We start from the raw sequence: 19911 nt of genomic DNA, 5'->3' as shown, positions 1-19911 counted from the left end.
GGCAGCACCGGCCGCCCGGCCCCCACGACGGCGGCCGGTGCTGCCACCGGGGGGAGGGGGCAGCGGGACCCGAGCGGTCTGGTGCGGGCTACTTGCCCGAGGACGGAGCGATCCGGTAGCCCCACGTGGTGTCGGCGTGCGCGGCCGGGGCCGAGATGCCCAGGAGACCGACGCTGACGGCAGCGGCTGCGATCGTGATGCCCACCTTGCGAACCATGTTCATGAGTCCCACCTCTGAGTCGGTCGTGCTGTGTCGTGTCCGTGCCCCCGCGTCCGTGCCGACGCCGGACTCCTAGTCTGACCTGCGACGACCGTGGTCAGGTCACGATGGATGGCTCAGAAAGTTGCATTGCACGAACGTGCAAGCGGCCCCCGTGCGGAGATCCGCACGGGGGCCGAGCTGGCGGAGGCGGAGGGATTTGAACCCTCGATGGGGTTGTAGCCCCAAACCCGCTTAGCAGGCGGGCGCCATAGACCGGACTAGGCGACGCCTCCTCGACAGCGCGCACAGGCTACAAGGCGCCGCACCGGTGCGGCCAATCAGGGCTGCTGCGGGCGCGGCCCGGCCGCACGAGGACCAGCGCGGTCAGAGCGGGCGGAGACCCTCGCCGCGGCGCAGGCGGACCTGCAGCTCGCGGACCAGCTCGTCGCCGTCGACCGCGAGGACGTCGACCGGGATGGTCGTGGTGCGGCCGTCGACCAGGCGCAGCACCACGCACCGGATGCCGCGCGGGGACGCCGTCGCCGCCTCCTGGACCTCGCTCCACCGGGCCCGTCCGGTGCCGACGCCGCGCACCCCGCGGACGCGGTAGCCCTCGTCGTCGAGGTGGACCACGGTGACGCTCCGCAGCCACCAGGTGAGGGCGAGCACCCCGAGCACCCCGAGCCCGGCCAGCACGACGACCACGTCCGCCGACAGGTCGGACGTGGCCGCGGCGACGGTGGCGACCAGCACGAGCACGGCCAGCGCGACGGTCGCCACCCCGGCGGCGCGGACCACGACCGCCCGGGCGAAGCGGTGGTCGGCGGGGCCAGGTGCTGCGTCGGACATGCGTCGATTCTCCCCCAGCCCCGTCGGGCGGCCGGGCACGGGTCGGCGCGCAGCGGTGCCGGGCGACCGTCTCCTAGACTCCTTCCGTCAGCCGGGGCGCGAGCGCCGGCCGGCTCGGAGGGGTGCCGGAGTGGCCGATCGGAACCGCCTTGAAAGCGGTCGTAGGGAGACCTACCGCGGGTTCGAATCCCGCCCCCTCTGCTCAGCGGCCCGCCAGCGGGATGCCGGGGTACCCCGCGGTAACGGCTAGCGTCGCGGGCATGCCCCGGGAGCAGGTCAGCGAGGTCGTCGCGGAGATGGTCGCCAACGTCGTCTCGGTGACCGTGGAGCCGGGCGCGGCCGTCGCCCCCGGGGACACCGTCGCCCTGCTGGAGTCGATGAAGATGGAGATCCCCGTCGTCGTCGAGCTCGCCGGGACGGTGCGCGCGGTCAAGGTCGCGCCGGGCGACGTCGTCCAGGAGGGCGACGTGCTGGTCGAGGTCGTCCACTAGCGCAGGCCCCTGGACGGCCCCGCTAGAGCAGGGCCTCCGCGCGGCGCGGCTCCGGACGTCCGGCCGCGGCCTCCTCGGCCCGTCGCGACCGCCGGCCACGCGGGCCGGTCAGCGCGAGGTCGGCACGGATGACGGCGTACCCCAGGAGCAGGCCGACGGCCGCGCCGTACAGCACCGACAGCGCACACTCCAGCAGCGAGATCGACGGGTTGGCCAGGCTGTTGGCCACGGGTGCGGTCGCGCAGACGCCGAAGGCGCAGACCCACCAGCCCTGGCGCCGACGCGCGCGCATGTGGCAGCCCCACACGAGAGCGGGGACGCCGAGGACGGCCTCGATCGGCCGCGGGAACGCGCCGAGGGTGTCCCGGCTCCACCGCACGGCGTCGAGCAGCGAGGTGACCAGGCCGGCGGTGCCGTAGCGGCGCAACAGCTCGGCATACGCCAGCGTCACCGCGAGCAGGGCGGTGCCGACGAGCACGGCCACCAGCCCGCGACGGCCGAGGCCGTGGAGGCCCGCCCCGAGCCGGTGGACGAGGAGGAAGGCGGCGAGCAGGGCGAGCCCGAGGGTGACGTACTCGAACCGCACCACGGCGACGCGCGGCTCGAACCCGACGGTCGCCAGGGCACCGACCGCGGCGACCACCAGCGCGAAGCCGCACTCGCGCGCCGCCTCGCGGAACCGCCGGGCCGGCACCGTCGCCATCACCCCCAGCACCGCGCTGACCACGCAGGTGAGCACCGCGGCGCCCGTGCGCAGCGCGTCGTCGTCGAGCGCGAGCGCCAGGACGCCGAGCAGGAGGGCCAGGGCCGCGAAGACCTGGGGGCGGCCGCCGGTGCGGGCGGCGAGCGCCCAGGTGTACGTCGTCGCGACCGCGACCGCGCCGACGCCGGGGAGCCAGCCGGGGCCGACCGGGACGATGCCGGCGACCAGCGCGCCGAGCGCCAGCAGCACGACGCCCCAGGCGATCGACACCTTCGTGCGCCCGCTCGGCTCGGGCAGGGCCGGGCGCCGTCGGGGACCGGCCCCGACCCGTTCCTGGGCCCGGTCCTGGGCCCGGTCCCGGGGCCGGTCCCGGGGCCGGCGCTCCGGGCGCGCCGGGGGGTCGGCGCGGCGGCGGGGGGCGGTGCGGGACACGGCGCGCAACGTTACAGACGCCGGTTGGCCAGGGAGGGGTTGGTGCGGCGGGCCTGCTCGAGCACCTCGGGGCGCAGCTCCGCGGTCAGCACCGCCGCGTCGTCGCCGGCCTCCGCGAGCACGTCGCCGAGCGGGTCGACGACCAGCGAGTGACCGCTGTAGCGCGGACCGGGCTGGCCGCAGGCGACGACGAAGACGGTGTTCTCGATCGCCCGGGCGCGCGCGAGCGTGCGCCAGTGGTCGACCTTGCGCTCGCCGGCGACCCACGCGGCGGGGACCGCCAGCACCTCGGCGCCGCGGTCGACGAGCAGCCGGGCCAGCTCGGGGAAGCGCAGGTCGTAGCAGGTCATCAGGCCCACGCGGGTCCCGGCGACCTCGACGACCAACGGCTCGGGGTCGCCGGCAGTGAGCCGGTCGGACTCGCGGTAGCCGAAGGAGTCGTAGAGGTGCACCTTGCGGTACGCCGCGTGCGCGCCGCCGCGGACCACGAGCGTGTTGTAGGGCCGGGCGGCGTCCGGGCCGGCCTCGAACATCCCTGCCACGGCGGTCGTGCCGCGCGCGGCCGCGACCCGCTCGAGCTCGGTGGCGAACGGGCCGTCGACCGGCTCGGCGTACCCGCTGACGTCGGAGCCGGCCTCGCCGAAGTCGCGGGCGAACGCCTCCGGCAGCACGACGAGGTCCACGCCGTCGGGCACGAGCCCGTCGAGCCGGGCACGGTTGGCGGCGGGGTCGAGGCCCGAGGCCTCCTGGACGAGGGCCACACGCAGGGAGGACTGCACGAGACCCAGCGTGCCACTGGCCCGACTCTGCGGGGGCACGGGTGCGGGAGGAGAGGTTGCGAGAGGATGGGCCGGTGCTCGAGAGCTTCTGCGCGGTCGTGCTGGCCGGCGGCCGCGCCGCGCGCCTCGGCGGGGTCGACAAGGCCTCGGTCGAGGTCGGCGGCCGGACGCTGCTCGCGCACGCGCTCGACGCGGTCGTCGACGCCGCCGAGGTCGTGGTGGTCGGCGACCCGGTCCCCGCGGAGCGCCCGGTGACGTTCGTGCGGGAGGACCCGCGTCACGGCGGCCCGGTGGCGGCGCTGCTCACCGGCCGCGACGCGCTGCTGCGGCGCGCGCCCACGCTCGCGGTGCTGGCCGTCGACATGCCGCACGTCACGCCGTGGACGATCCGCCGGCTGCACGAGGCCGCCGCCGGCCGTGACGGGGCCGCGCTGCACGACCCGGACGGCCGCCGGCAGCTGGCGATGGTGCTCGACCTGGCCCGGCTCGACGCCGTGCGCCCCGACCACGAGCAGCAGCACGGCGCTGCCCTGCACCGGCTGCTCGCCCCGCTCGACCTCGCCGGGGTCACCGCCGAGGGGCGCGAGCACCGCGACCTGGACACCTGGGCGGACCTGCGCGACCTGTGACCGGACCGGCGATCCTTGCGGGTCGCGTCGGGCCTCGGCCATCGTGGGACGCGTGAACCTCCACGACTGGATCGACGAGCTCAGCGACGTCCTCGGCGTCGAGGACGAGATGGACGAGGGGCTCGTGCTCGACCTGGCGCGGGTGGTGGCGCACGCGGTGGAGCGACCCGCGGCGCCCGTGACGTCGTACCTCCTGGGGTACGCCGCCGGCGCGGCCGGCGCGAACGCGGAGGAGGTCGAGCGGCTGGCCGCGCGGGCCCAGCGGCTCGCTGAGGCGTGGGACAAGCCGGCGGACGCGCCGGACCCGGACGACGTCGACGACCCCGTCCCGGACGACCGCGGCGTCGACCACAGCGGCGACACCCTCGACTGACCTGGACCGACGAGCCGGCCGGCTCGCCCGGCCCTCCTAGGGTGGGCGGCATGCGAGCCGTGATCGCCGACGGGGCCGGTGGGCCGGAGGTCCTCAGCGTGCAGGAGGTGCCCGACGTCGAGCCGGGCCCGGGGGAGGTCGCGATCGCGGTCGCGGCGACCGCGGTGAACCGGGCGGACCTGCTGCAGCGGCAGGGGTTCTACCCGCCGCCGAGGGGCGCCTCGGAGGTCATCGGCCTCGAGTGCAGCGGCACGGTCGACGCGGTCGGGGAGGGCGTCGACCAGTGGTCGGTCGGCGACGAGGTCTGCGCGCTGCTCGCCGGCGGCGGCTACGCGTCGCGCGTCGTGGTCCCCGCCGGTCAGGTGATGCCGGTCCCGGACGGGCTCGACCTGGTCACGGCGGCCGCGGTGCCCGAGGTCGCCTGCACGGTGTGGTCGAACCTGTTCATGGTCGCCGGCCTACGCCCCGACGAGACGCTGCTCGTGCACGGCGGGGCCGGCGGGATCGGCACGTTCGCGATCCAGCTCGCCAAGGCGACCGGCGCCCGGGTGCTGACGACGAGCGGCACGGCCGAGAAGCTGGCGTACTGCCGGGACCTCGGCGCGGACGTGGCGATCAGCTATCGCGACGAGGACTTCGTCGAGGCCGTCCGCGCCGCGACCGACGGCGTCGGCGCCGACGTGGTGCTGGACAACATGGGTGCGAAGTACCTCGACCGCAACGTCGACGCGCTGGCGCCCGAGGGTCGGCTGGTGATCATCGGCATGCAGGGCGGCACGAAGGCCGAGCTCGACATCGCGAAGCTGCTCGGCAAGCGCGGCGCGGTCATCGCGACCTCCCTGCGCGCCCGGCCGGTCGAGGGCAAGTCGGCCATCTGTGCCTCGGTCGTCGAGCACGTCTGGCCGCTGCTCGCGGACGGCTCGGTGCGGGTCGTCGTGCACGACACGATGCCGCTCGAGGAGGTCGTGCGCGCCCACGAGCTGATGGCCTCCGGCGAGCACAGCGGGAAGATCGTGCTCACCCTCTGAGCCCGCTCGGGCGCCGCCGGGCCCTGCCGGTGCATTGCGGACCGGTCGATATGTTCGGGTCCATGACCGGTCCGGAGGAGCAGGAGCAGCACATCGTCGTCATCGGCCCCGACGGGCAGCCGATGGGGTCGGTGCCCGCGTCGGCGCTGCAGCAGCAGGCCGAGGGCGCAGGGGGCGCCGTGGGTGACGACGACGAGCAGCAGCGCTCGGTGACCGACCTGGTCGAGCAGCCGGCCAAGGTCATGCGCATCGGCGGGATGATCCGCCAGCTGCTCGAGGAGGTGAAGGCCGCCCCGCTGGACGAGGCCAGCCGCAACCGCCTCAAGGAGATCCACGCCGCCTCGATCAAGGAGCTCGAGGCCGGCCTCGCGCCCGAGCTCGTCGAGGAGCTCAGCCGGCTGGCGCTGCCGTTCACCGAGGACGTCACCCCGTCGGAGGGCGAGCTCCGGATCGCCCAGGCCCAGCTCGTCGGCTGGCTCGAGGGCCTCTTCCACGGCATCCAGACCGCGATCTACGCCCAGCAGATCTCCGCCCGCGCACAGCTCGAGCAGATCCGCCGCGCGCTCCCGCCCGGCGCCGTCCCCGGCGCCCAGGGCGGCATGCCCACCATGGGCCAGCAGCCGCGCCAGGACCCCGGCCCGACCCCCGGCGACTCCGGCGGCATGTACCTGTAGGTCGGTCCGTCCGCCCCTCGGGCGGGCCGGCGTGGGTGCCGGCGCACACGATCGTTCAATTGCGCCGGAATGTCGCTGCGCGAGCGCTTGCACAGGGCCACAACCGCGCAATTGCGGAGTTGTCGTCGCCCCGGGGCCGGTCTGGGCCGGGTCAGCGGCGGCCGAGACCGCGGAGGACGGCGAGGCCGAGCAGGCCGACGATGATCATGGCCAGCCCGGGAGCGGCGGTGCGGGTGAGGGAGGCCGGCTCGCTGTTCGCGACCCGGGTGAACTGCGCGGTCTCCGGCGCCGCGGGCACCGGCGCGCGGCCGGAGCCGAGGAGTCGGGTCACCTGGCCGAGCAGGCCGTCGTCGAGCGGCGCGGTGCGGCTGGTGGGCTCGGCGAGCCAGCCGGAGGCGCGGCGGTCGACGAAGAAGAGGTACTCCTCGCCGACCTCGAGCCGACCGAGGCCGTCGGGGCAGGCCCGCGGGCCGGGCTGCTCCCCCGGCTGCGCTCCGGCCTCGGTGCGCACCTGCACGCGCTGGGTGGAGAGACCGCCCTTCCACACGCGGCCGACCGTGACCTGGTGCTCGTAGCGGTCGGGCGACCCGGGGGCGTTGGTCCCCGTCACGGGCTGCACGTCCTCGACGGTGCCGCGGAAGACGCCGTCGGCCTGCCGGGTGGCGTCCTGGACGGTGGGCGTCGGGCACCGCGGTGCGGCGACGGCCGCGGTCGGCGCGAGGACGGCCGGCGCGGCGACGTACGAACCCAGGACCGCAGCGGTCACGAGGGTTCGTCGGAGGCCGGGCACGGGGAGCATCAGAACAGATCAGAGCCCGAAGACACCAGCCAGGACGCGGGCGACGCCGTCCTCGTCGTGGCCCGGCGCGACATGGGCCGCGGCGGCGGTGACGGTGGGGTGCGCGTCGGCCATGGCGTACGCCGTGCCGGCCCAGGTCAGCATGGGGAGGTCGTTGGGCATGTCGCCGAAGGCGATGACGTCCGGCGCCTCGACGCCGAGGTCGCGGGCCAGCAGCTCGAGGGTGGACGCCTTGGTGACGCCGGGTCCGCTGACCTCGAGCAGGGTCGTCGAGGAGGACCAGGTGAAGGTCAGCCGGCCGGCGTTGACCTCCTCGGCCCGGTCCCAGAAGTCCTGCGGGCCGAGCTCCTCGTGGCGCACCAGCAGCTTCAGCGGCGGACGCGCGAGCAGGTCCTCGACCGGCGCCCGGCGCGCGCCGTCGGGCATCGGGTAGCGCTCCATGAAGTCCGGCTCGAGCCCGATGCCCTCGAGGTCCTCCACGGCGTACGCCGTGCCCGGCACGGCCGCGCGCAGGTCGCGGCAGACCTCCAGCGCGAGCCCCGTGGGGATCGGCCGCTCGAGCTGGACACGGCTGCCGGCGACGTCCCAGACGAGCGCCCCGTTGGAGATGATCGCCAGGCCGTGCTCCCCGACGTGCTCGAAGACGTCCTCGGCCCAGCGCAGGGGGCGGCCGGTGACGAAGACGACCGGGACGCCGAGCGCCTCGACCTTCGCGAGGACGTCCGCGGTGTAGTCCGAGACGGTGCCGTCGGAGCGCACGAGGGTGCCGTCGAGGTCGGTGGCGACCAGCTTCGGGAGGCTCACGGCAGCGGCCTCGCCATCACGAGGTTGCCGTCCTCGTCGGAGCCGCGCAGGCCGGTGAAGCCGGCCTTGGCGAGCACCCGGATGCTCGTGCGGTTGTCGGGCGCGACGGCCGCGCGGACCGCGACCCCGACGCCGTCGGTGGCCGCGAGCACGGCGTGCAGCGCCTCGGTCGCGAAGCCCCACCCCTGCGCCTCGGGCACGAGGCCGTAGCCGACCTCCGCCTCGAGCGGCTCGCCGTCCGGCGGACCGAAGAAGCCGATCGAGCCGAGCACGGTGGTGCCACGCACGATCGACCGCGGACCCCAGGTGTCGCCCTCCACCCACAGGGTCGCGGCGTCGGTGTCGTCGCGGCGCGGGAAGTCCGGGTGCCACCCGGGACGGCGGCGGCCGGCGCGGATGTCGGCGACGTCCTCGGCCGTCCACAGCGGGAGCCGGAGCCGCTCGGAGACGATGACCGCCGGCAGCGGCGGGACCACGCTCAGCGCTCCGGGAACCAGCGCGAGATCTCCTGCGCCGCGCCGTCCTCGTACACGTCGGCCGTGACGTCGTCGGCGACGTCGCGCACCAGCTGGATCGCCTGACCCATCGCCACGCCGCGGCCGGCCCACTCGAGCATCTCGATGTCGTTGCGGCCGTCGCCGATCGCCAGCACGTCGGCGGCGGTGCAGCCCAGCTCGGCGCAGACCCGCTCGAGGCCGGAGGCCTTCGAGACGCCGACCGGCGCGATGTCGAGCCAGGCGGTCCAGCCGACGATGTAGTTGGTTCCGTGCAGCCCGAGCTCCTCGGCCAGCGCGACGAACTCGTCGGCGGTCGCCTCCGGGTCGCGGATGATCACGCGGCTGACCGGCCCGGCCACCAGCTCGTCGAGGTCGGTCACGATCATGTCGCCGGACAGCTCGCCCTCGGGGAAGTGCGAGGTGACGCGGTAGCCGACGCCGCGCTCCTCGACGGCCACCAGCGCGTTCGGGTGCCGCTCGAGCACCGCCTTGACCGCCGGCCCGGCGTCGAAGAGCTCCTCGTGGACGACCTCCAGCGGCGGGTAGCGGAAGACAACTGCGCCGTTCGACGCCACGACCCAGAGCTGGTCGTCCGCGCCGGAGCCGTCGGTCGGCTCGCCCGGGTGCAGGTCGAGCAGGTCCGCGACGCCGGTCATGCCGTGCGGCGACCGGCCCGAGGCGAGCACCACGTGGCTGCCGGCCTCGCGGACGCGGCGCACGGCGTCGTAGACCGCGGGCGAGACCTCCTCGTGGGTCGACCCGGCGCCCTCGACCCACTTCAGCAGCGTGCCGTCGATGTCGAGCGCGACGACCTTCGGGACCCAGCTCACGACTGCACCGGCTCCAGGACCTCGCGGCCGCCCATGTAGGGCTGCAGCGCCTTCGGCACCCGGACGGAGCCGTCGGCCTGCTGGTGGGTCTCGAGGATCGCGACGATCGCGCGCGGGATCGCGGTGAGCGTGCCGTTGAGGGTCGCGGCCGGCCTCACCTCGCCGCCCTCCCGGACGCGGATGTCGAGCCGGCGCGACTGGAACTCGGTGCAGTTCGAGGTCGAGGTGAGCTCGCGGTACTTCCCCTGCGTCGGGATCCACGCCTCGCAGTCGAACTTGCGGATCGCCGAGAGCCCGAGGTCCCCGGTCGCGACGTCGATGACGCGGTAGGCCAGCTCCAGCTTGTCGAGGAACTGCTTCTCCCAGCCCAGCAGCCGCTCGTGCTCGGCGTAGGACTCCTCGAGCGTCGAGTAGACGAACATCTCGACCTTGTCGAACCAGTGGACGCGGATGATGCCCTTGGTGTCCTTGCCGTGCGAGCCGGCCTCCTTGCGGAAGCACGGGCTGAACGCGGCGTACCGCAGCGGGAGCGAGGCGCCGTCGAGGATCTCGTCGGAGTGGTACGCCGCCATCGGCACCTCGGAGGTGCCCACCAGGTAGAGGTCCTCGCCCTCGATCCGGTAGACGTCGTCAGCGGCCTGCCCGAGGAAGCCGGTGCCCTCCATCGCCCGCGGGCGGACCAGCGAGGGCGCGACGACCTGGGTGAAGCCGGCCTCGCGGGCCTGCTCCATCGCGAGGTTGACCAGCGCCAGCTCCAGCTGGGCGCCCACACCGGTCAGGAAGTAGAAGCGCGAGCCGGACACCTTCGCACCCCGCTCGAGGTCGATCGCGCCGAGCATCCGGCCCAGCTCGACGTGGTCGCGCGGCTCGAACCCCTCCGCGGCGAAGTCGCGCGGCGTGCCGACCTCCTCGAGCACGACGAAGTCGTCCTCGCCGCCCTCGGGGGCCTCCGGCGCGGCGAGGTTCGGCAGCGACATCAGCGCCGCCTGCCACTTCTCCTCCGCGGCCTCGCGGGATGCGTCGGCCTCCTTCACCTCGGCGGCGAGCGCCTTGGTGCGGGCCAGCAGCTCCGCCTTCTCGTCGCCCTGCGCCTTCGCCACCTGCTTGCCGAGCTGCTTCTGCTCGGCGCGGCGCGACTCGAAGGTCGCGATCGCGGCCCGGCGGGCGGCGTCGGCGGACAGCGCGCGGTCGACCACCTCGTCGGACAGCCCGCGCTTGGCCTGGGCGGCGCGCACGCGGTCGGGGTCGTCGCGGAGGATGCGGGGGTCGATCATGTCGGCAAGGCTATCCGGGGCGCTGCGCGCCCTTCACCGCGAGTTCCGGGCGCTCGCCGACCGGCCGTCATACTGTCGAGGTGCTGGACCGCCCCCGCGTCGCCCCGCTGAGCTGGGCCGCCGTCTGCCTCGTCCTCCTCGCGCTCCTCGGCGTGGGCGTGGTGCAGGGCTGGGGACCGCTGGCCACGTTCGACGGCCGGGGCGACCCGGCCCAGGACTGGGCGGTCGACGCCGGCTGGCTCGGCGGCCCGCTGCGGTGGGTGGAGGTCGCCTTCGCGACCGTCGGCATGACCGTGCTGACGGTCGTGCTGGCCGCGGGGCTCTTCCTCAAGAAGCACGTCCGCGCGGCGGCGTACGTCGTGGCGGTCATGGTCATCACCTCGCTGGCCACCACCGGGATCAAGCTCTGGGTCGGCCGGGAGCGGCCCGAGTGGCAGCTCAGCGAGGCGCTGCTGAGCACCAAGTCGTTCCCGTCGGGGCACGCCTCCTCGATCGCGGCGTTCGGCGGCGTCCTCGTGGTGGTGGTCGCGATGCTCGTGCGCCGCTCGAGCGCGCGGCGCACGGCGTACGCCGGCATCGGGCTGCTCGTGGTGCTCGTCTGCCTGGACCGCGTGCTCCTGGGCCGGCACTTCCCCTCCGACGTGGTCGGCGGCGTGCTGCTCGGCGCCGGGGTCGTGCTGCTGGTGCTCGCGGTGCTCAACCCGCTGCCGCGGAGCATCGCGGTCCGCTCCGAGCCGCTGCCTGAGGTCTTCACCTCCGCGCACCGGCTCGCGGTGATCGTCAACCCGATCAAGGTCGAGGACCTCGACGCGTTCCGCGCGACGGTCACGACCATGGCCCTCGAGGCCGGCTGGTCCGAGCCGACCTGGCACTACACGACCGTCGAGGACCCGGGCACCGGCATGGCCGAGCGGGCCTCGGTCGACGGGTCCGACCTCGTGCTCGTCTGCGGCGGCGACGGCACCGTGCGCGAGGTCTGCGCCGAGCTGGCCGGCACCGGCATCCCGGTCGGGATCATCCCCGCCGGCACCGGCAACCTGCTGGCCCGCAACCTCGGCATCCCGCTCTACCTGCGCTCGGCCATCGACATCGGCCTCAACGGCCAGGACCGCGCGATCGACCTGGTCAAGGTCGAGGGCGACGGGGTCGAGAGCGACACCCACTTCATGGTGATGGCCGGCATGGGCTTCGACGCCGCGATCATGGAGGGCGTCAACGAGGACCTGAAGAAGAAGGTCGGCTGGGTCGCCTACGTCGTCTCGGGGCTCAAGTCGCTGATGTTCCCGGCCGTCAAGGTCGAGATCTCCGTCGACGCCGGGGAGTTCACCAAGCACCGGGCGCGGACCGTCGTCGTCGGGAACGTCGGCTTCCTCCAGGCGGGCATGCCGCTGCTGCCCGACGCCGCGATCGACGACGGCACGCTCGACGTGGTGATCCTGCACCCGCGGAACTTCCTCGCCTGGATCCCGCTGGCCTGGCGGGTCATGCTCAAGCGGCCGCACACCGACGAGCTGGTCGACCGCAAGACCGGCGCGACGGTGGTCGTCCGCGCCGAGAAGGACACCCCCCGCCAGCTCGACGGCGACTCGATCGGCCCCGGCCGCGAGCTGCGGATGGAGTGCATCCACGGGCGGCTGCTCGTGCGCGTGCCCCGCTGATCGCCCGGCAGGTTTCGAGACAGGCGCCAGGGCGCCTTCCTCAACCAGCCGGGGGGCCGGGTCAGGGGCGGGCCGCCCCGATCGCCTCCTCCTCCTCGGGGGAGAGCTGCTGCTCGCAGGTCCAGCCGGCGACGTTCTTGGCGTAGGTGCGCGAGTCGCTGCGCCCGTGGATCGAGGTGAGCACCACGCCGTTGCCGCCGTCGTCGAGCAGCGCGAGCGACCACGAGAGGTGCCCGCCCATGTCGCCGAACGCGTCGTACCGCACGACCGCGAGGTGACGCAGCGCGTCGCGGGTCTCGGCCCGCAGCGCGGCGACCTCCTGGCGCAGGCCGTGCACGTCCTCGGGAAGGGCGTCGACGGGCGCGGAGCGCGGGGGCGAGGCGGTACGCCGCAGCGCGAGGACGGCGAACACGACCGCCACCAGGGCGACCAGCAGGGAGAGCACCGCGAGGACGTCCACGGCGCCGACCCTAGACTCACGACCGTGCCCGACGCCCGCCGCATCGCCTACCAGGGCGAACCCGGAGCCAACTCGCACATCGTGTGCGCCCAGCACTACCCGGACTGGGAGGCCGTGCCGTGCGCGTCGTTCGAGGACGTCTTCGCCGCCGTCGCAGCCAGCGACGCGGAGCTGGCGATGATCCCGATCGACAACTCCATCGCCGGGCGGGTGGCCGACATCCACCACTTCCTGCCCGGCTCGGGGCTGCACATCATCGGCGAGCACTTCCTGCGGATCCGCTTCCACCTGATGGGCGTCCCCGGCGCCTCGCTGGACTCGATCCGCACCGTCCACAGCCACGTGCACGCGCTCGGCCAGTGCCGCCGGGTCATCCGCGAGCACGGCCTGACGCCGGTGATCTCCGGCGACACCGCCGGCGCCGCCCGCGAGGTCGCCGAGGCGGGCGACCCGACGCAGGCGGCGATCTCGCCGCCGCTGGCCGCCGACATCTACGGCCTCGAGGTGCTGGCCGAGGACGTCGAGGACGAGGACCACAACACCACGCGCTTCGTCGTGCTCTCCCCCGAGCCGGTCCACGCCGAGCGCGGCGACCGGCCGGTCGTCACCAGCTTCATCTTCAACGTCCGCAACCTGCCGGCCGCGCTCTACAAGGCCCTCGGCGGGTTCGCCACCAACGGCGTGAACATGACCAAGCTGGAGAGCTACATGGTCGGCGGGGAGTTCACCGCGACCCAGTTCCTCTGCGAGGTGGACGGCCACCCCGACGACCCCGGCCTGGCCCGGGCGCTCGAGGAGCTGGCGTTCTTCACCACCGACATCAAGGTCCTGGGCGTCTACCCCGCCGACCCGTTCCGCGCCTGAGCCACCCGCTGCTCGACCAGCGGGTGGGGCGCCTACCCTTCTGGGTCGGATCCCCGCACCTGAAAGCAGCACTCCATGGACCTCGCCATCGCGGCGATCGCCTTCGGCACGATCTTCGTGGTCGAGCTGCCGGACAAGACGTTCCTGGCCACGCTCGTCCTCTCGACGCGGTACCGCCCGCTGCTGGTGTGGCTGGGGGTCGGGCTGGCCTTCGCGGTGCAGACGACGATCGCCGTGCTGCTGGGCCACGCGGCGTCGTTCCTGCCCGAGGAGGTGGTGAAGATCGCCGCCGCCGCGCTGTTCCTCGTCGGCGCGTTCGTGCTGCTCCGCGAGGCGCGGGCACACCAGCGGGAGGCGGCGGCCGACGAAGGCGACGAGTTCGCCGAGAAGGCGAAGCCGGCGACCGGCTGGCGCGCGGTGCTGGCGTCGTTCCTCGTGCTGCTCGCCGCGGAGTGGGGCGACCTGAGCCAGCTGCTCACGATCTCGCTGGTGGCCCGCTACGAGGCGCCGCTGGAGGTCTTCCTCGGCGCCCTCGGCGCGCTGCTCGCGGTCAGCGCCCTCGCGGTGGTCGTCGGGCGCGCGCTGATGCGGTGGCTGCCGATGCACGTGCTGTTCTACGCCGGCGCCGCGGTCTGCCTGGTGCTGGAGGCGTTCTTGATCTGGGAGCTCGTGCGCTGAGCGGCCTAGAGTTCCCGGCATGAGCGAGCCCGCGAGCACCGTCCGGAACGCCGTCCCGCACGGCGCGGACAGCGAGGTCGGCCGTCTGCGGACGGTCGTGCTGCACCGCCCGGGCCCGGAGCTCAAGCGGCTGACCCCGCGCAACAACGACAAGCTGCTCTTCGACGGCATCCCGTGGGTGGCCCGAGCCCAGGAGGAGCACGACGCCTTCGCGGAGGCGCTGCGCCACCGCGACGTCGAGGTGCTCTACCTGACCGAGCTGCTCGCCGAGACCCTCGAGCAGGAGTCGGCGCGCAACCACGCCATCACCTCGGCGCTGACCGGGCTGCACCTCGGCGACACGATGCGCGGCTACCTCGCCGGGTTCCTGCGCGACGCGTCGCCGGCGGAGCTGACGGAGTACCTCACCGCCGGCATCCGCAACGACGAGGTCCGCGGCGGCTTCGGCCTGGTGACCTCGTTGCTCTCCCACGACGACTTCCTCGTCGACCCGCTGCCGAACCTGCTGTTCACCCGCGACTCGAGCGTCTGGGTCCGCGACCGGGTCGCGATCACGTCGCTGTCCATGCCGGCCCGCAAGCGCGAGACCCAGCTGACCGAGCTGATCTACACCGAGCACCCCCGGTTCCACGGGACGCGTCGCCTGCACGGCTGGCACAGCGAGCACGTCGAGGGCGGCGACGTGCTGCTGCTCGCGCCGGGGGTGATCGCGGTCGGCGTCGGCGAGCGGACGACACCCGCGGGCGTCGAGCGGTTCGCCCGGCAGGTCTTCCACGCCGACCTGGCGCACACGGTGCTCGCCGTGCCGATCGCCCAGGAGCGGGCCACGATGCACCTCGACACGGTCTGCACGATGGTCGACGTCGACAAGATCGTGATGTACCCGAACATCGCCGACTCCCTCACGGCGTACGCCGTCACGCTCGCCGAGCCGGCCGACGACGCCGACGCGCAGGTGCTCGAGGTGGCTCGCGCCGAACCGTTCCTGGTGGCGGCCGCGCGGGCGATGGGCATCGACGCGCTCCACCAGATCGACACCGGCCTGGACCCCGTGACCGCCGAGCGCGAGCAGTGGGACGACGGCAACAACACCCTCGCGCTCTCCCCGCGGGTGGCGGTGGCCTACGAGCGCAACGTGGAGACCAACGACCGCCTCGAGGCGGCCGGCATCGAGGTCGTGCGGATCGCGGGCTCGGAGCTGGGCTCCGGTCGCGGCGGCCCGCGCTGCATGAGCTGCCCGGTCGCGCGGGACCCGCTGCCCGCCTGACCTGGAGGATCGACCTGCCACCAGTGTGGTGGCCGTCTCCTTCCCAGGTCAGGGGCGGTCTGCGAGGATCGGCGCCGGGAGGGGACCCGCCGTCGCACCGTTCGCGGTGAGGAAGGAACGCACATGAGCGTCTCGTTCTTCGAGAGCTTCACCCCGCAGGAGGTCGCCCGGATCAGTGCCGCCGGCACCCGGGTGCACCTGCCCGAGGGCTGGTCGCCGATCTCGGAGCGGACCCCTGCAGACAAGGCGTACATCCTGCTCGAGGGGCGCGTGTCGGTCCGTCGGGGCAAGGAGGAGATCGCCCAGCTCGGCCCCGGCGACATCATGGGCGAGAAGGCCATCGTCGGTCACTCGCTGCGCACCGCCTCGATCGTCGCGCTGACCCCGCTCGACCTCATCCACCTCACGGCCGAGGCCGTCGAGAAGCTGTCCGACGAGATGCCGTCGTTCCGCGAGGCGTTGAACGCCGTGGTCGAGTCCCGCTAGCCGTGACCGACGGCGCCGGGGGCGACCGGCTCGACCTGACCGGCGCCGTCGACGCGGTCGAGCGGTTCCTCCTCGAGGGGACGCCGAGCCTCACCCGCGACCAGGTGCTGGAGCAGTCCGGCGTCGCCGAGGAGGTGGCCAAGGAGCTGTGGCGGTGGCTGGGGTTCCCCCAGGCCGACCACGACGACGTCGCGTTCACCCCGCTCGACGTCGCGTCGCTGCGGCAGGCCGTGGAGCTGGTCGAGCTCGGCGTGCTCACCGAGGACCGGCAGGCCGCCCTGGTGCGCACCTGGGGCCGCAGCTTCGCCCGGTTGGCCGAGTGGCAGACCACGCTGCTGGCCGACGTCGCGCTCGAGGAGGGCGTGGGCGACCCGGTGGCCCGGGTCGCCGAGCTGGCCGAGGAGGTGCTGCCCCGGGTCGAGGCGCTCCAGGCCTACGTGTGGCGTCGCCACCTGGTCAGCGCCGCCGGACGGCTGCTGGCGATCGACGCTCCCGGGGCGCCCGCGGCACCGCTGGCCGTCGTCTTCGTCGACATCGTCGGCTACACCTTCCGCAGCAAGTCCCTCGACGAGGCGGGCCTGGTCGGCTGGCTCGAGGGCTTCGAGTCGGTCTGCACCGACATCGCCGTCGAGCACGGCGGACGGGTCATCAAGAACATCGGCGACGAGGTCCTGCTGGTCGCCGACGACCCGGCCGCCGCGGCCGCGGCCGCGCTCGCGATGGTCGAGCGCGGGGCGGACGAGGACGACCCGTTCCCGCAAGTGCGCGCCGGCATGGCGTACGGCGAGGTGGTCAGCCGGCTCGGCGACGTGTTCGGCCCGACGGTCAACATCGCGGCGCGGCTCACCTCGATCGCCCGGCCGGGCACGGTGCTGGTCGACCGCGGGGCGTACCGGACGCTCTCCGGTCGCGCCGACGACGGCGACGACAGCGGCGACGGCACACCCGGCAGCGCCGAGACCAGCGACGAGACCAGCGACGAGACCGACGCGGGCGACCTCCCGTTCCGCTTCCGCCGGGTGCGGCGCACGTCGGTCAAGGGCTACTCGCGGCTCCAGCCGTGGGTGCTGCGCCGAGCGGTGGGCTGAGCCGTGCTGGCGAGAGGGGCACGGACCGTGTCCCTCTCGCCGTCGGTCAGCGGATCGTCACCTGACGGCCGGCGAGGCCGGACCGGGCGGAGCGCTCCTCGGAGGTGAGGTCGGAGGTGTCGGCCAGCACCTCGGCGAGGTCCTGGGCGAACCGGTCCGCAGGCTCCTCCAGCGCCTCCGCGCCCGTGCCGAGCGGGAGGTCCCAGACCGGAGCGAGCAGGCCGTGCGCGCGGAACATCCCGACGAAGCGCGAGTCCGGGACCAGCACGTCGCGCCCGGCGACGTGCAGCCGCGCGAGCGCGGTGAGCAGCTCGTCCTCGGGCTCGGGCATCACCCAGCGCAGGTGCTCCTTGGTGCCGACGTTGGTCCAGTACGCCGCCTCGACACCGGTCAGGCGGGCCGTCGGGGTCGCGGCGCCGTTGGCCTGCTCCAGCGCTGCCTCCATCCCGGTGGTGTCCTCGAGGTCGGCGATCCAGAACTCGAAGCCGTCGTGCACGGTGACGTCGAGCTTGTCGCCGGTCACCAGGTCCTGCAGGCGCGGGCCCTCGGCGGGCGGCTCCACCATGCTGACGATGCCCGGCTCGTCGGCCGCGAGGGCCGCCTGGAGCGCCGCGGCGAGGTCGCGCGACGGGTCGCCGAAGGCGTGCTGGACCTGGAGGCCGAGCCAGGTCTGGCCGCTCTCGCGAGCCATCGCGGGGGCCGCCATCGGCAGCAGCGAGGCGAGCACCACGGTCCGCTCCGGGTCGTCCTTCAGCGTGAGCGGCGCGGTCGCGGCGGGCACGAGCTCGCGCATCGCGACGATGTCGCACTCCGAGGGCAGGCCCTCGAAGGGTCGGGCGACGTACGGCGCGGCCGCACCGCCCGGCGCGCCGTGGCAAGCCTTGTACCGCTTGCCCGACCCGCACGGGCAGGGCTGGCGCGGGCCGACCGCGCCCTCCGCCGGGGCGCTGGCGGCCGTCGTACGGGACTTGGTGCGGGACTTCTTCGCCATGGGCGAAGACTAGGCGTACCGAGAAGCTAGGCGCCGAGCTGGTCGAGGACGTACGCCGGGCGGTCGGTGATGACCGCCTTGACCCCCAGCTCCAGGCACAGGTCGAGGTCGTCGCGGCTGTTGACCGTCCACACGTGCATGTCGTGCCCGGCGCTGGTGATGCGCGGCCCGAGCCACCGGTGGTCGGCGAGCTCCTCGACGCCCGGCCCGACCAGCCAGTCCCTGCCGATGACGCGGCGCAGGGCCGGCCAGTACTGCGCGCGCTCCATCAGCATCACCAGCGGCACCTCCGGCGCGAGCCGCTCGACCCGCTGCAGCGCGGTGAAGCTGAAGCTCATCACCCGCGCGGGCGTGCCCGCCCGGTCCCAGCCGAAGTCGCGCAGCAGCTCGACGACCCGCTTCTCGACCAGTCCGCTGTAGCGCGTCGGGTGCTTGGTCTCGATCGCGACCTCGATGCGGCGGTCGTAGTCGGCCGCGACCTCGCAGAGCTTGCGGAGCGTGAGCACCCGGTCGTGCTCCTCGTCGCGCTCGGGCGCCTCGTCGTCGAGGTCGGCCCAGGGGTTCTTCCAGGAGGCGAAGTCGAGCTCGGTCAGCTCGGCCAGCTCCATCGTGGAGACCACGCCGCGACGGGTGGCGGTCCGCTTGAGGTTGCGGTCGTGCACGCAGACCAGGTGGCCGTCGGCGGTCAGGCGGACGTCGCACTCGAGCGCGTCGGCGCCGGCGTCCAGCGCGGCGACGTACGCCCCGAGCGTGTGCTCGGCCCGCTCCTCGCTCGCACCGCGGTGGGCGACGACCTGCGGACGGCTCGCCGGGTCGGGGTCGGGGCGCACCGGCCCATCGTCCCCCACCGGGTCAGCGGGCGCGCAGGAAGCGGCCGAAGTGTGGCACGGTGAACGCGACCGAGCCGCGCTCGCCGGAGTAGACGAGCCCCTTCTTGATCAGCCCGTCGCGCGCCGGGGAGAGCGACTGCGGCTTGCGGTCGAGGTGGCGGGCCACCTCGGCGGTGGCCACCGGACCGTCGCCCGTGGCGCCGTCCGCCCCCAGGTCGGCCATCGCGGTCATGTAGTCGCGCTCGGCCGGCGTCGCGCGCTCGTAGCGTGCCCCGAAGAAGCCGATCGCCAGCTCCGACTCGGCCAGCGGCGCGGCCTCGGCGACGTCGTCCACACCGATCGGCGAGCCGACCGCGGCGTCCCAGACGACCTTGCCGTAGGCCTGCACGAAGTAGGGGTAGCCGTCGGTGAGGCGGTAGAGCTCGTCGAGCGCCTCCTGCTCGAACTCCACGCCCTCGTCGGCGGCCGGCACCCGCCAGGCCCGGTCGGCCATCTCCCGCGGCAGCCGGTCGACGGAGACGTAGCGGAAGAGTCGCTCGGAGTAGGACCGCGAGGCCGCCAGCGCCACCGGCAGGTGCGGCAGACCCGCCCCGACCACGACCAGCGGCGCGCCCTGCTGGCTGATCTCGTGGCACGCCCCGCACAGCGCGGCGAGCTCGCCGGCCTCGATGTCCTGCATCTCGTCGACGAAGACCGCGATCCCGACGCCGAGGTCGCCGGCGAGGCCCGCGACGTCGGTGAAGAGCTCGAGCAGGTCCAGCTCGAGGTCGCCGGAGTCCGCGCGGCCCTTCGTGGCCGGTACGTCGAGCGGCGGCACCCAGCCGAGGCCCTTGCGGTCGGCGAGGGTCGTGCGCAGCGCGTACGCCTTGAGCACGCCGGCCACCTGGTCCACCCGGTCGGGGTCGCGGTGCCGGTGCGCCACTTCGCGCACCGCAGCGTGGACGGCCTGCGCCACCGGCACCCGGATGCTGCGGTCGGGCCGGGCCTCGATCTTCCCGGTCCCCCACGCCCGCTTCACCGCCTGGCTGCGCAGGGCGTTGAGCAGCACGGTCTTCCCGACGCCGCGCAGGCCGGAGAGGACCATGCTCCGCTCCGGCCGCCCCGCCGCCACCCGCTCGAGGGTGATCTCGAACTGCTCCAGCTCACGGTCGCGCCCCGCCAGCTCCGGCGGACGCTGGCCCGCTCCTGGCGCGTAGGGGTTGCGGATCGGGTCCATGACTCGACG

General features: G+C 74.2%; 24 protein-coding genes and 2 tRNA genes. 12 read left to right on the top strand and 14 right to left on the bottom strand.

Features of this window, described 5'->3' with window-relative positions; genetic code table 11:
* Positions 1 to 88 precede the first annotated feature (88 nt).
* From G6553_RS21755 to G6553_RS10175, 3 genes are all read right to left on the bottom strand, one after another.
* Positions 89 to 223, bottom strand: a complete 135-nt coding sequence (locus tag G6553_RS21755) for a hypothetical protein (RefSeq protein ID WP_278249548.1) — start codon at positions 221 to 223, stop codon at positions 89 to 91.
* Between the two features lie 178 nt (positions 224 to 401).
* Positions 402 to 495 (bottom strand) — tRNA-Ser (locus G6553_RS10180).
* A 91-nt stretch (positions 496 to 586) separates the two neighbouring features.
* Positions 587 to 1051 (bottom strand): hypothetical protein, encoded by a 465-nt coding sequence (locus G6553_RS10175; RefSeq protein WP_166191782.1) that lies wholly within the window; start codon positions 1049 to 1051, stop codon positions 587 to 589.
* 116 nt (positions 1052 to 1167) lie between these two features.
* Here G6553_RS10175 and G6553_RS10170 point away from each other — a divergent pair.
* A tRNA-Ser gene (locus tag G6553_RS10170) sits at positions 1168 to 1252 on the top strand.
* Between the two features lie 59 nt (positions 1253 to 1311).
* Positions 1312 to 1542: a biotin/lipoyl-binding carrier protein gene (locus G6553_RS10165; RefSeq protein WP_166191779.1), complete on the top strand. Its 231-nt coding sequence runs from the start codon at positions 1312 to 1314 to the stop codon at positions 1540 to 1542.
* A gap of 22 nt (positions 1543 to 1564) precedes the next feature.
* Here G6553_RS10165 and G6553_RS10160 read toward each other — a convergent pair whose 3' ends face one another.
* Positions 1565 to 2677, bottom strand: coding sequence for a hypothetical protein (locus tag G6553_RS10160; protein ID WP_166191776.1), 1113 nt, complete (start codon positions 2675 to 2677; stop codon positions 1565 to 1567).
* Positions 2678 to 2688: 11 nt separating this feature from the next.
* Positions 2689 to 3456 (bottom strand): carbon-nitrogen hydrolase family protein, encoded by a 768-nt coding sequence (locus tag G6553_RS10155; RefSeq protein WP_347565624.1) that lies wholly within the window; start codon positions 3454 to 3456, stop codon positions 2689 to 2691.
* Between the two features lie 74 nt (positions 3457 to 3530).
* Between G6553_RS10155 and G6553_RS10150 the strand changes: the two genes are divergently transcribed.
* From G6553_RS10150 to G6553_RS10135, 4 genes are all read left to right on the top strand, one after another.
* Positions 3531 to 4085: an NTP transferase domain-containing protein gene (locus G6553_RS10150; RefSeq protein ID WP_347565623.1), complete on the top strand. Its 555-nt coding sequence runs from the start codon at positions 3531 to 3533 to the stop codon at positions 4083 to 4085.
* A gap of 52 nt (positions 4086 to 4137) precedes the next feature.
* A complete protein-coding gene (locus tag G6553_RS21750) occupies positions 4138 to 4458 on the top strand; it encodes a DUF6457 domain-containing protein (protein ID WP_166191770.1) in 321 nt (106 codons plus the stop codon).
* Positions 4459 to 4508: 50 nt separating this feature from the next.
* Positions 4509 to 5486, top strand: coding sequence for an NAD(P)H-quinone oxidoreductase (locus G6553_RS10140; protein ID WP_166191767.1), 978 nt, complete (start codon positions 4509 to 4511; stop codon positions 5484 to 5486).
* A 62-nt stretch (positions 5487 to 5548) separates the two neighbouring features.
* Entirely contained in the window at positions 5549 to 6160 is a 612-nt protein-coding gene (locus tag G6553_RS10135) for a bacterial proteasome activator family protein (RefSeq protein ID WP_166191764.1), read from the top strand.
* A gap of 151 nt (positions 6161 to 6311) precedes the next feature.
* Here the strand turns inward: G6553_RS10135 and G6553_RS10130 are convergent, their stop codons facing one another.
* Genes G6553_RS10130 through serS form a run of 5 tightly spaced genes read right to left on the bottom strand, consistent with a single transcriptional unit; the run spans position 6312 to position 10364 of the window.
* Positions 6312 to 6926, bottom strand: a complete 615-nt coding sequence (locus G6553_RS10130; RefSeq protein ID WP_166191761.1) for a hypothetical protein — start codon at positions 6924 to 6926, stop codon at positions 6312 to 6314.
* A gap of 42 nt (positions 6927 to 6968) precedes the next feature.
* Entirely contained in the window at positions 6969 to 7763 is a 795-nt protein-coding gene (locus tag G6553_RS10125) for an HAD family hydrolase (RefSeq protein WP_166191758.1), read from the bottom strand.
* A complete protein-coding gene (locus tag G6553_RS10120) occupies positions 7760 to 8239 on the bottom strand; it encodes a GNAT family N-acetyltransferase (RefSeq protein WP_166191755.1) in 480 nt (159 codons plus the stop codon). The genes G6553_RS10125 and G6553_RS10120 overlap by 4 nt, the downstream gene beginning before the upstream one ends.
* Positions 8240 to 8241: 2 nt before the next feature.
* Entirely contained in the window at positions 8242 to 9090 is an 849-nt protein-coding gene (locus tag G6553_RS10115; RefSeq protein ID WP_166191752.1) for an HAD family hydrolase, read from the bottom strand.
* Positions 9087 to 10364: a serine--tRNA ligase gene (gene serS / locus G6553_RS10110; protein ID WP_166191749.1), complete on the bottom strand. Its 1278-nt coding sequence runs from the start codon at positions 10362 to 10364 to the stop codon at positions 9087 to 9089. The genes G6553_RS10115 and serS overlap by 4 nt, the downstream gene beginning before the upstream one ends.
* An 80-nt stretch (positions 10365 to 10444) precedes the next feature.
* On the opposite strand from serS, the gene G6553_RS10105 reads away from it, so the two are divergent.
* The gene (locus G6553_RS10105; RefSeq protein ID WP_166191746.1) at positions 10445 to 12022 is read left to right on the top strand and encodes a YegS/Rv2252/BmrU family lipid kinase; all 1578 of its coding nucleotides are present in this window, start codon (positions 10445 to 10447) and stop codon (positions 12020 to 12022) included.
* A gap of 61 nt (positions 12023 to 12083) precedes the next feature.
* Here the strand turns inward: G6553_RS10105 and G6553_RS10100 are convergent, their stop codons facing one another.
* Positions 12084 to 12482: a DUF4446 family protein gene (locus G6553_RS10100; protein WP_166191743.1), complete on the bottom strand. Its 399-nt coding sequence runs from the start codon at positions 12480 to 12482 to the stop codon at positions 12084 to 12086.
* A 24-nt stretch (positions 12483 to 12506) separates the two neighbouring features.
* On the opposite strand from G6553_RS10100, the gene G6553_RS10095 reads away from it, so the two are divergent.
* The 5 genes from G6553_RS10095 (at position 12507) to G6553_RS10075 (ending at position 16865) form a co-directional block, all read left to right on the top strand.
* Positions 12507 to 13346, top strand: a complete 840-nt coding sequence (locus tag G6553_RS10095; RefSeq protein WP_166191740.1) for a prephenate dehydratase — start codon at positions 12507 to 12509, stop codon at positions 13344 to 13346.
* Between the two features lie 75 nt (positions 13347 to 13421).
* Positions 13422 to 14024: a TMEM165/GDT1 family protein gene (locus tag G6553_RS10090; protein ID WP_166191737.1), complete on the top strand. Its 603-nt coding sequence runs from the start codon at positions 13422 to 13424 to the stop codon at positions 14022 to 14024.
* Between the two features lie 19 nt (positions 14025 to 14043).
* Complete coding sequence (locus G6553_RS10085) at positions 14044 to 15291, top strand: arginine deiminase (RefSeq protein WP_166191734.1); 1248 nt, start codon at positions 14044 to 14046, stop codon at positions 15289 to 15291.
* Positions 15292 to 15414: 123 nt separating this feature from the next.
* Entirely contained in the window at positions 15415 to 15777 is a 363-nt protein-coding gene (locus G6553_RS10080) for a cyclic nucleotide-binding domain-containing protein (protein WP_166191731.1), read from the top strand.
* A 2-nt stretch (positions 15778 to 15779) separates the two neighbouring features.
* Complete coding sequence (locus G6553_RS10075; protein WP_347565622.1) at positions 15780 to 16865, top strand: adenylate/guanylate cyclase domain-containing protein; 1086 nt, start codon at positions 15780 to 15782, stop codon at positions 16863 to 16865.
* A 46-nt stretch (positions 16866 to 16911) separates the two neighbouring features.
* On the opposite strand, the gene G6553_RS10070 is transcribed toward G6553_RS10075, so the two are convergent.
* Genes G6553_RS10070 through G6553_RS10060 form a run of 3 tightly spaced genes read right to left on the bottom strand, consistent with a single transcriptional unit; the run spans position 16912 to position 19902 of the window.
* Complete coding sequence (locus G6553_RS10070; RefSeq protein ID WP_166191728.1) at positions 16912 to 17856, bottom strand: DUF5926 family protein; 945 nt, start codon at positions 17854 to 17856, stop codon at positions 16912 to 16914.
* A gap of 26 nt (positions 17857 to 17882) precedes the next feature.
* Positions 17883 to 18686: a glycerophosphodiester phosphodiesterase family protein gene (locus G6553_RS10065; protein WP_166191726.1), complete on the bottom strand. Its 804-nt coding sequence runs from the start codon at positions 18684 to 18686 to the stop codon at positions 17883 to 17885.
* Positions 18687 to 18708: 22 nt separating this feature from the next.
* Positions 18709 to 19902: an ATP-binding protein gene (locus tag G6553_RS10060; protein WP_166191723.1), complete on the bottom strand. Its 1194-nt coding sequence runs from the start codon at positions 19900 to 19902 to the stop codon at positions 18709 to 18711.
* Positions 19903 to 19911: the final 9 nt, after the last annotated feature.

It is taken from the genome of Nocardioides sp. IC4_145 (assembly GCF_011250565.1).
Classification (GTDB): Bacteria; Actinomycetota; Actinomycetes; order Propionibacteriales; family Nocardioidaceae; genus Nocardioides.
Note: the sequence above shows the minus strand (reverse complement) of the source record. Positions and strands in the feature narration are given on the sequence as shown.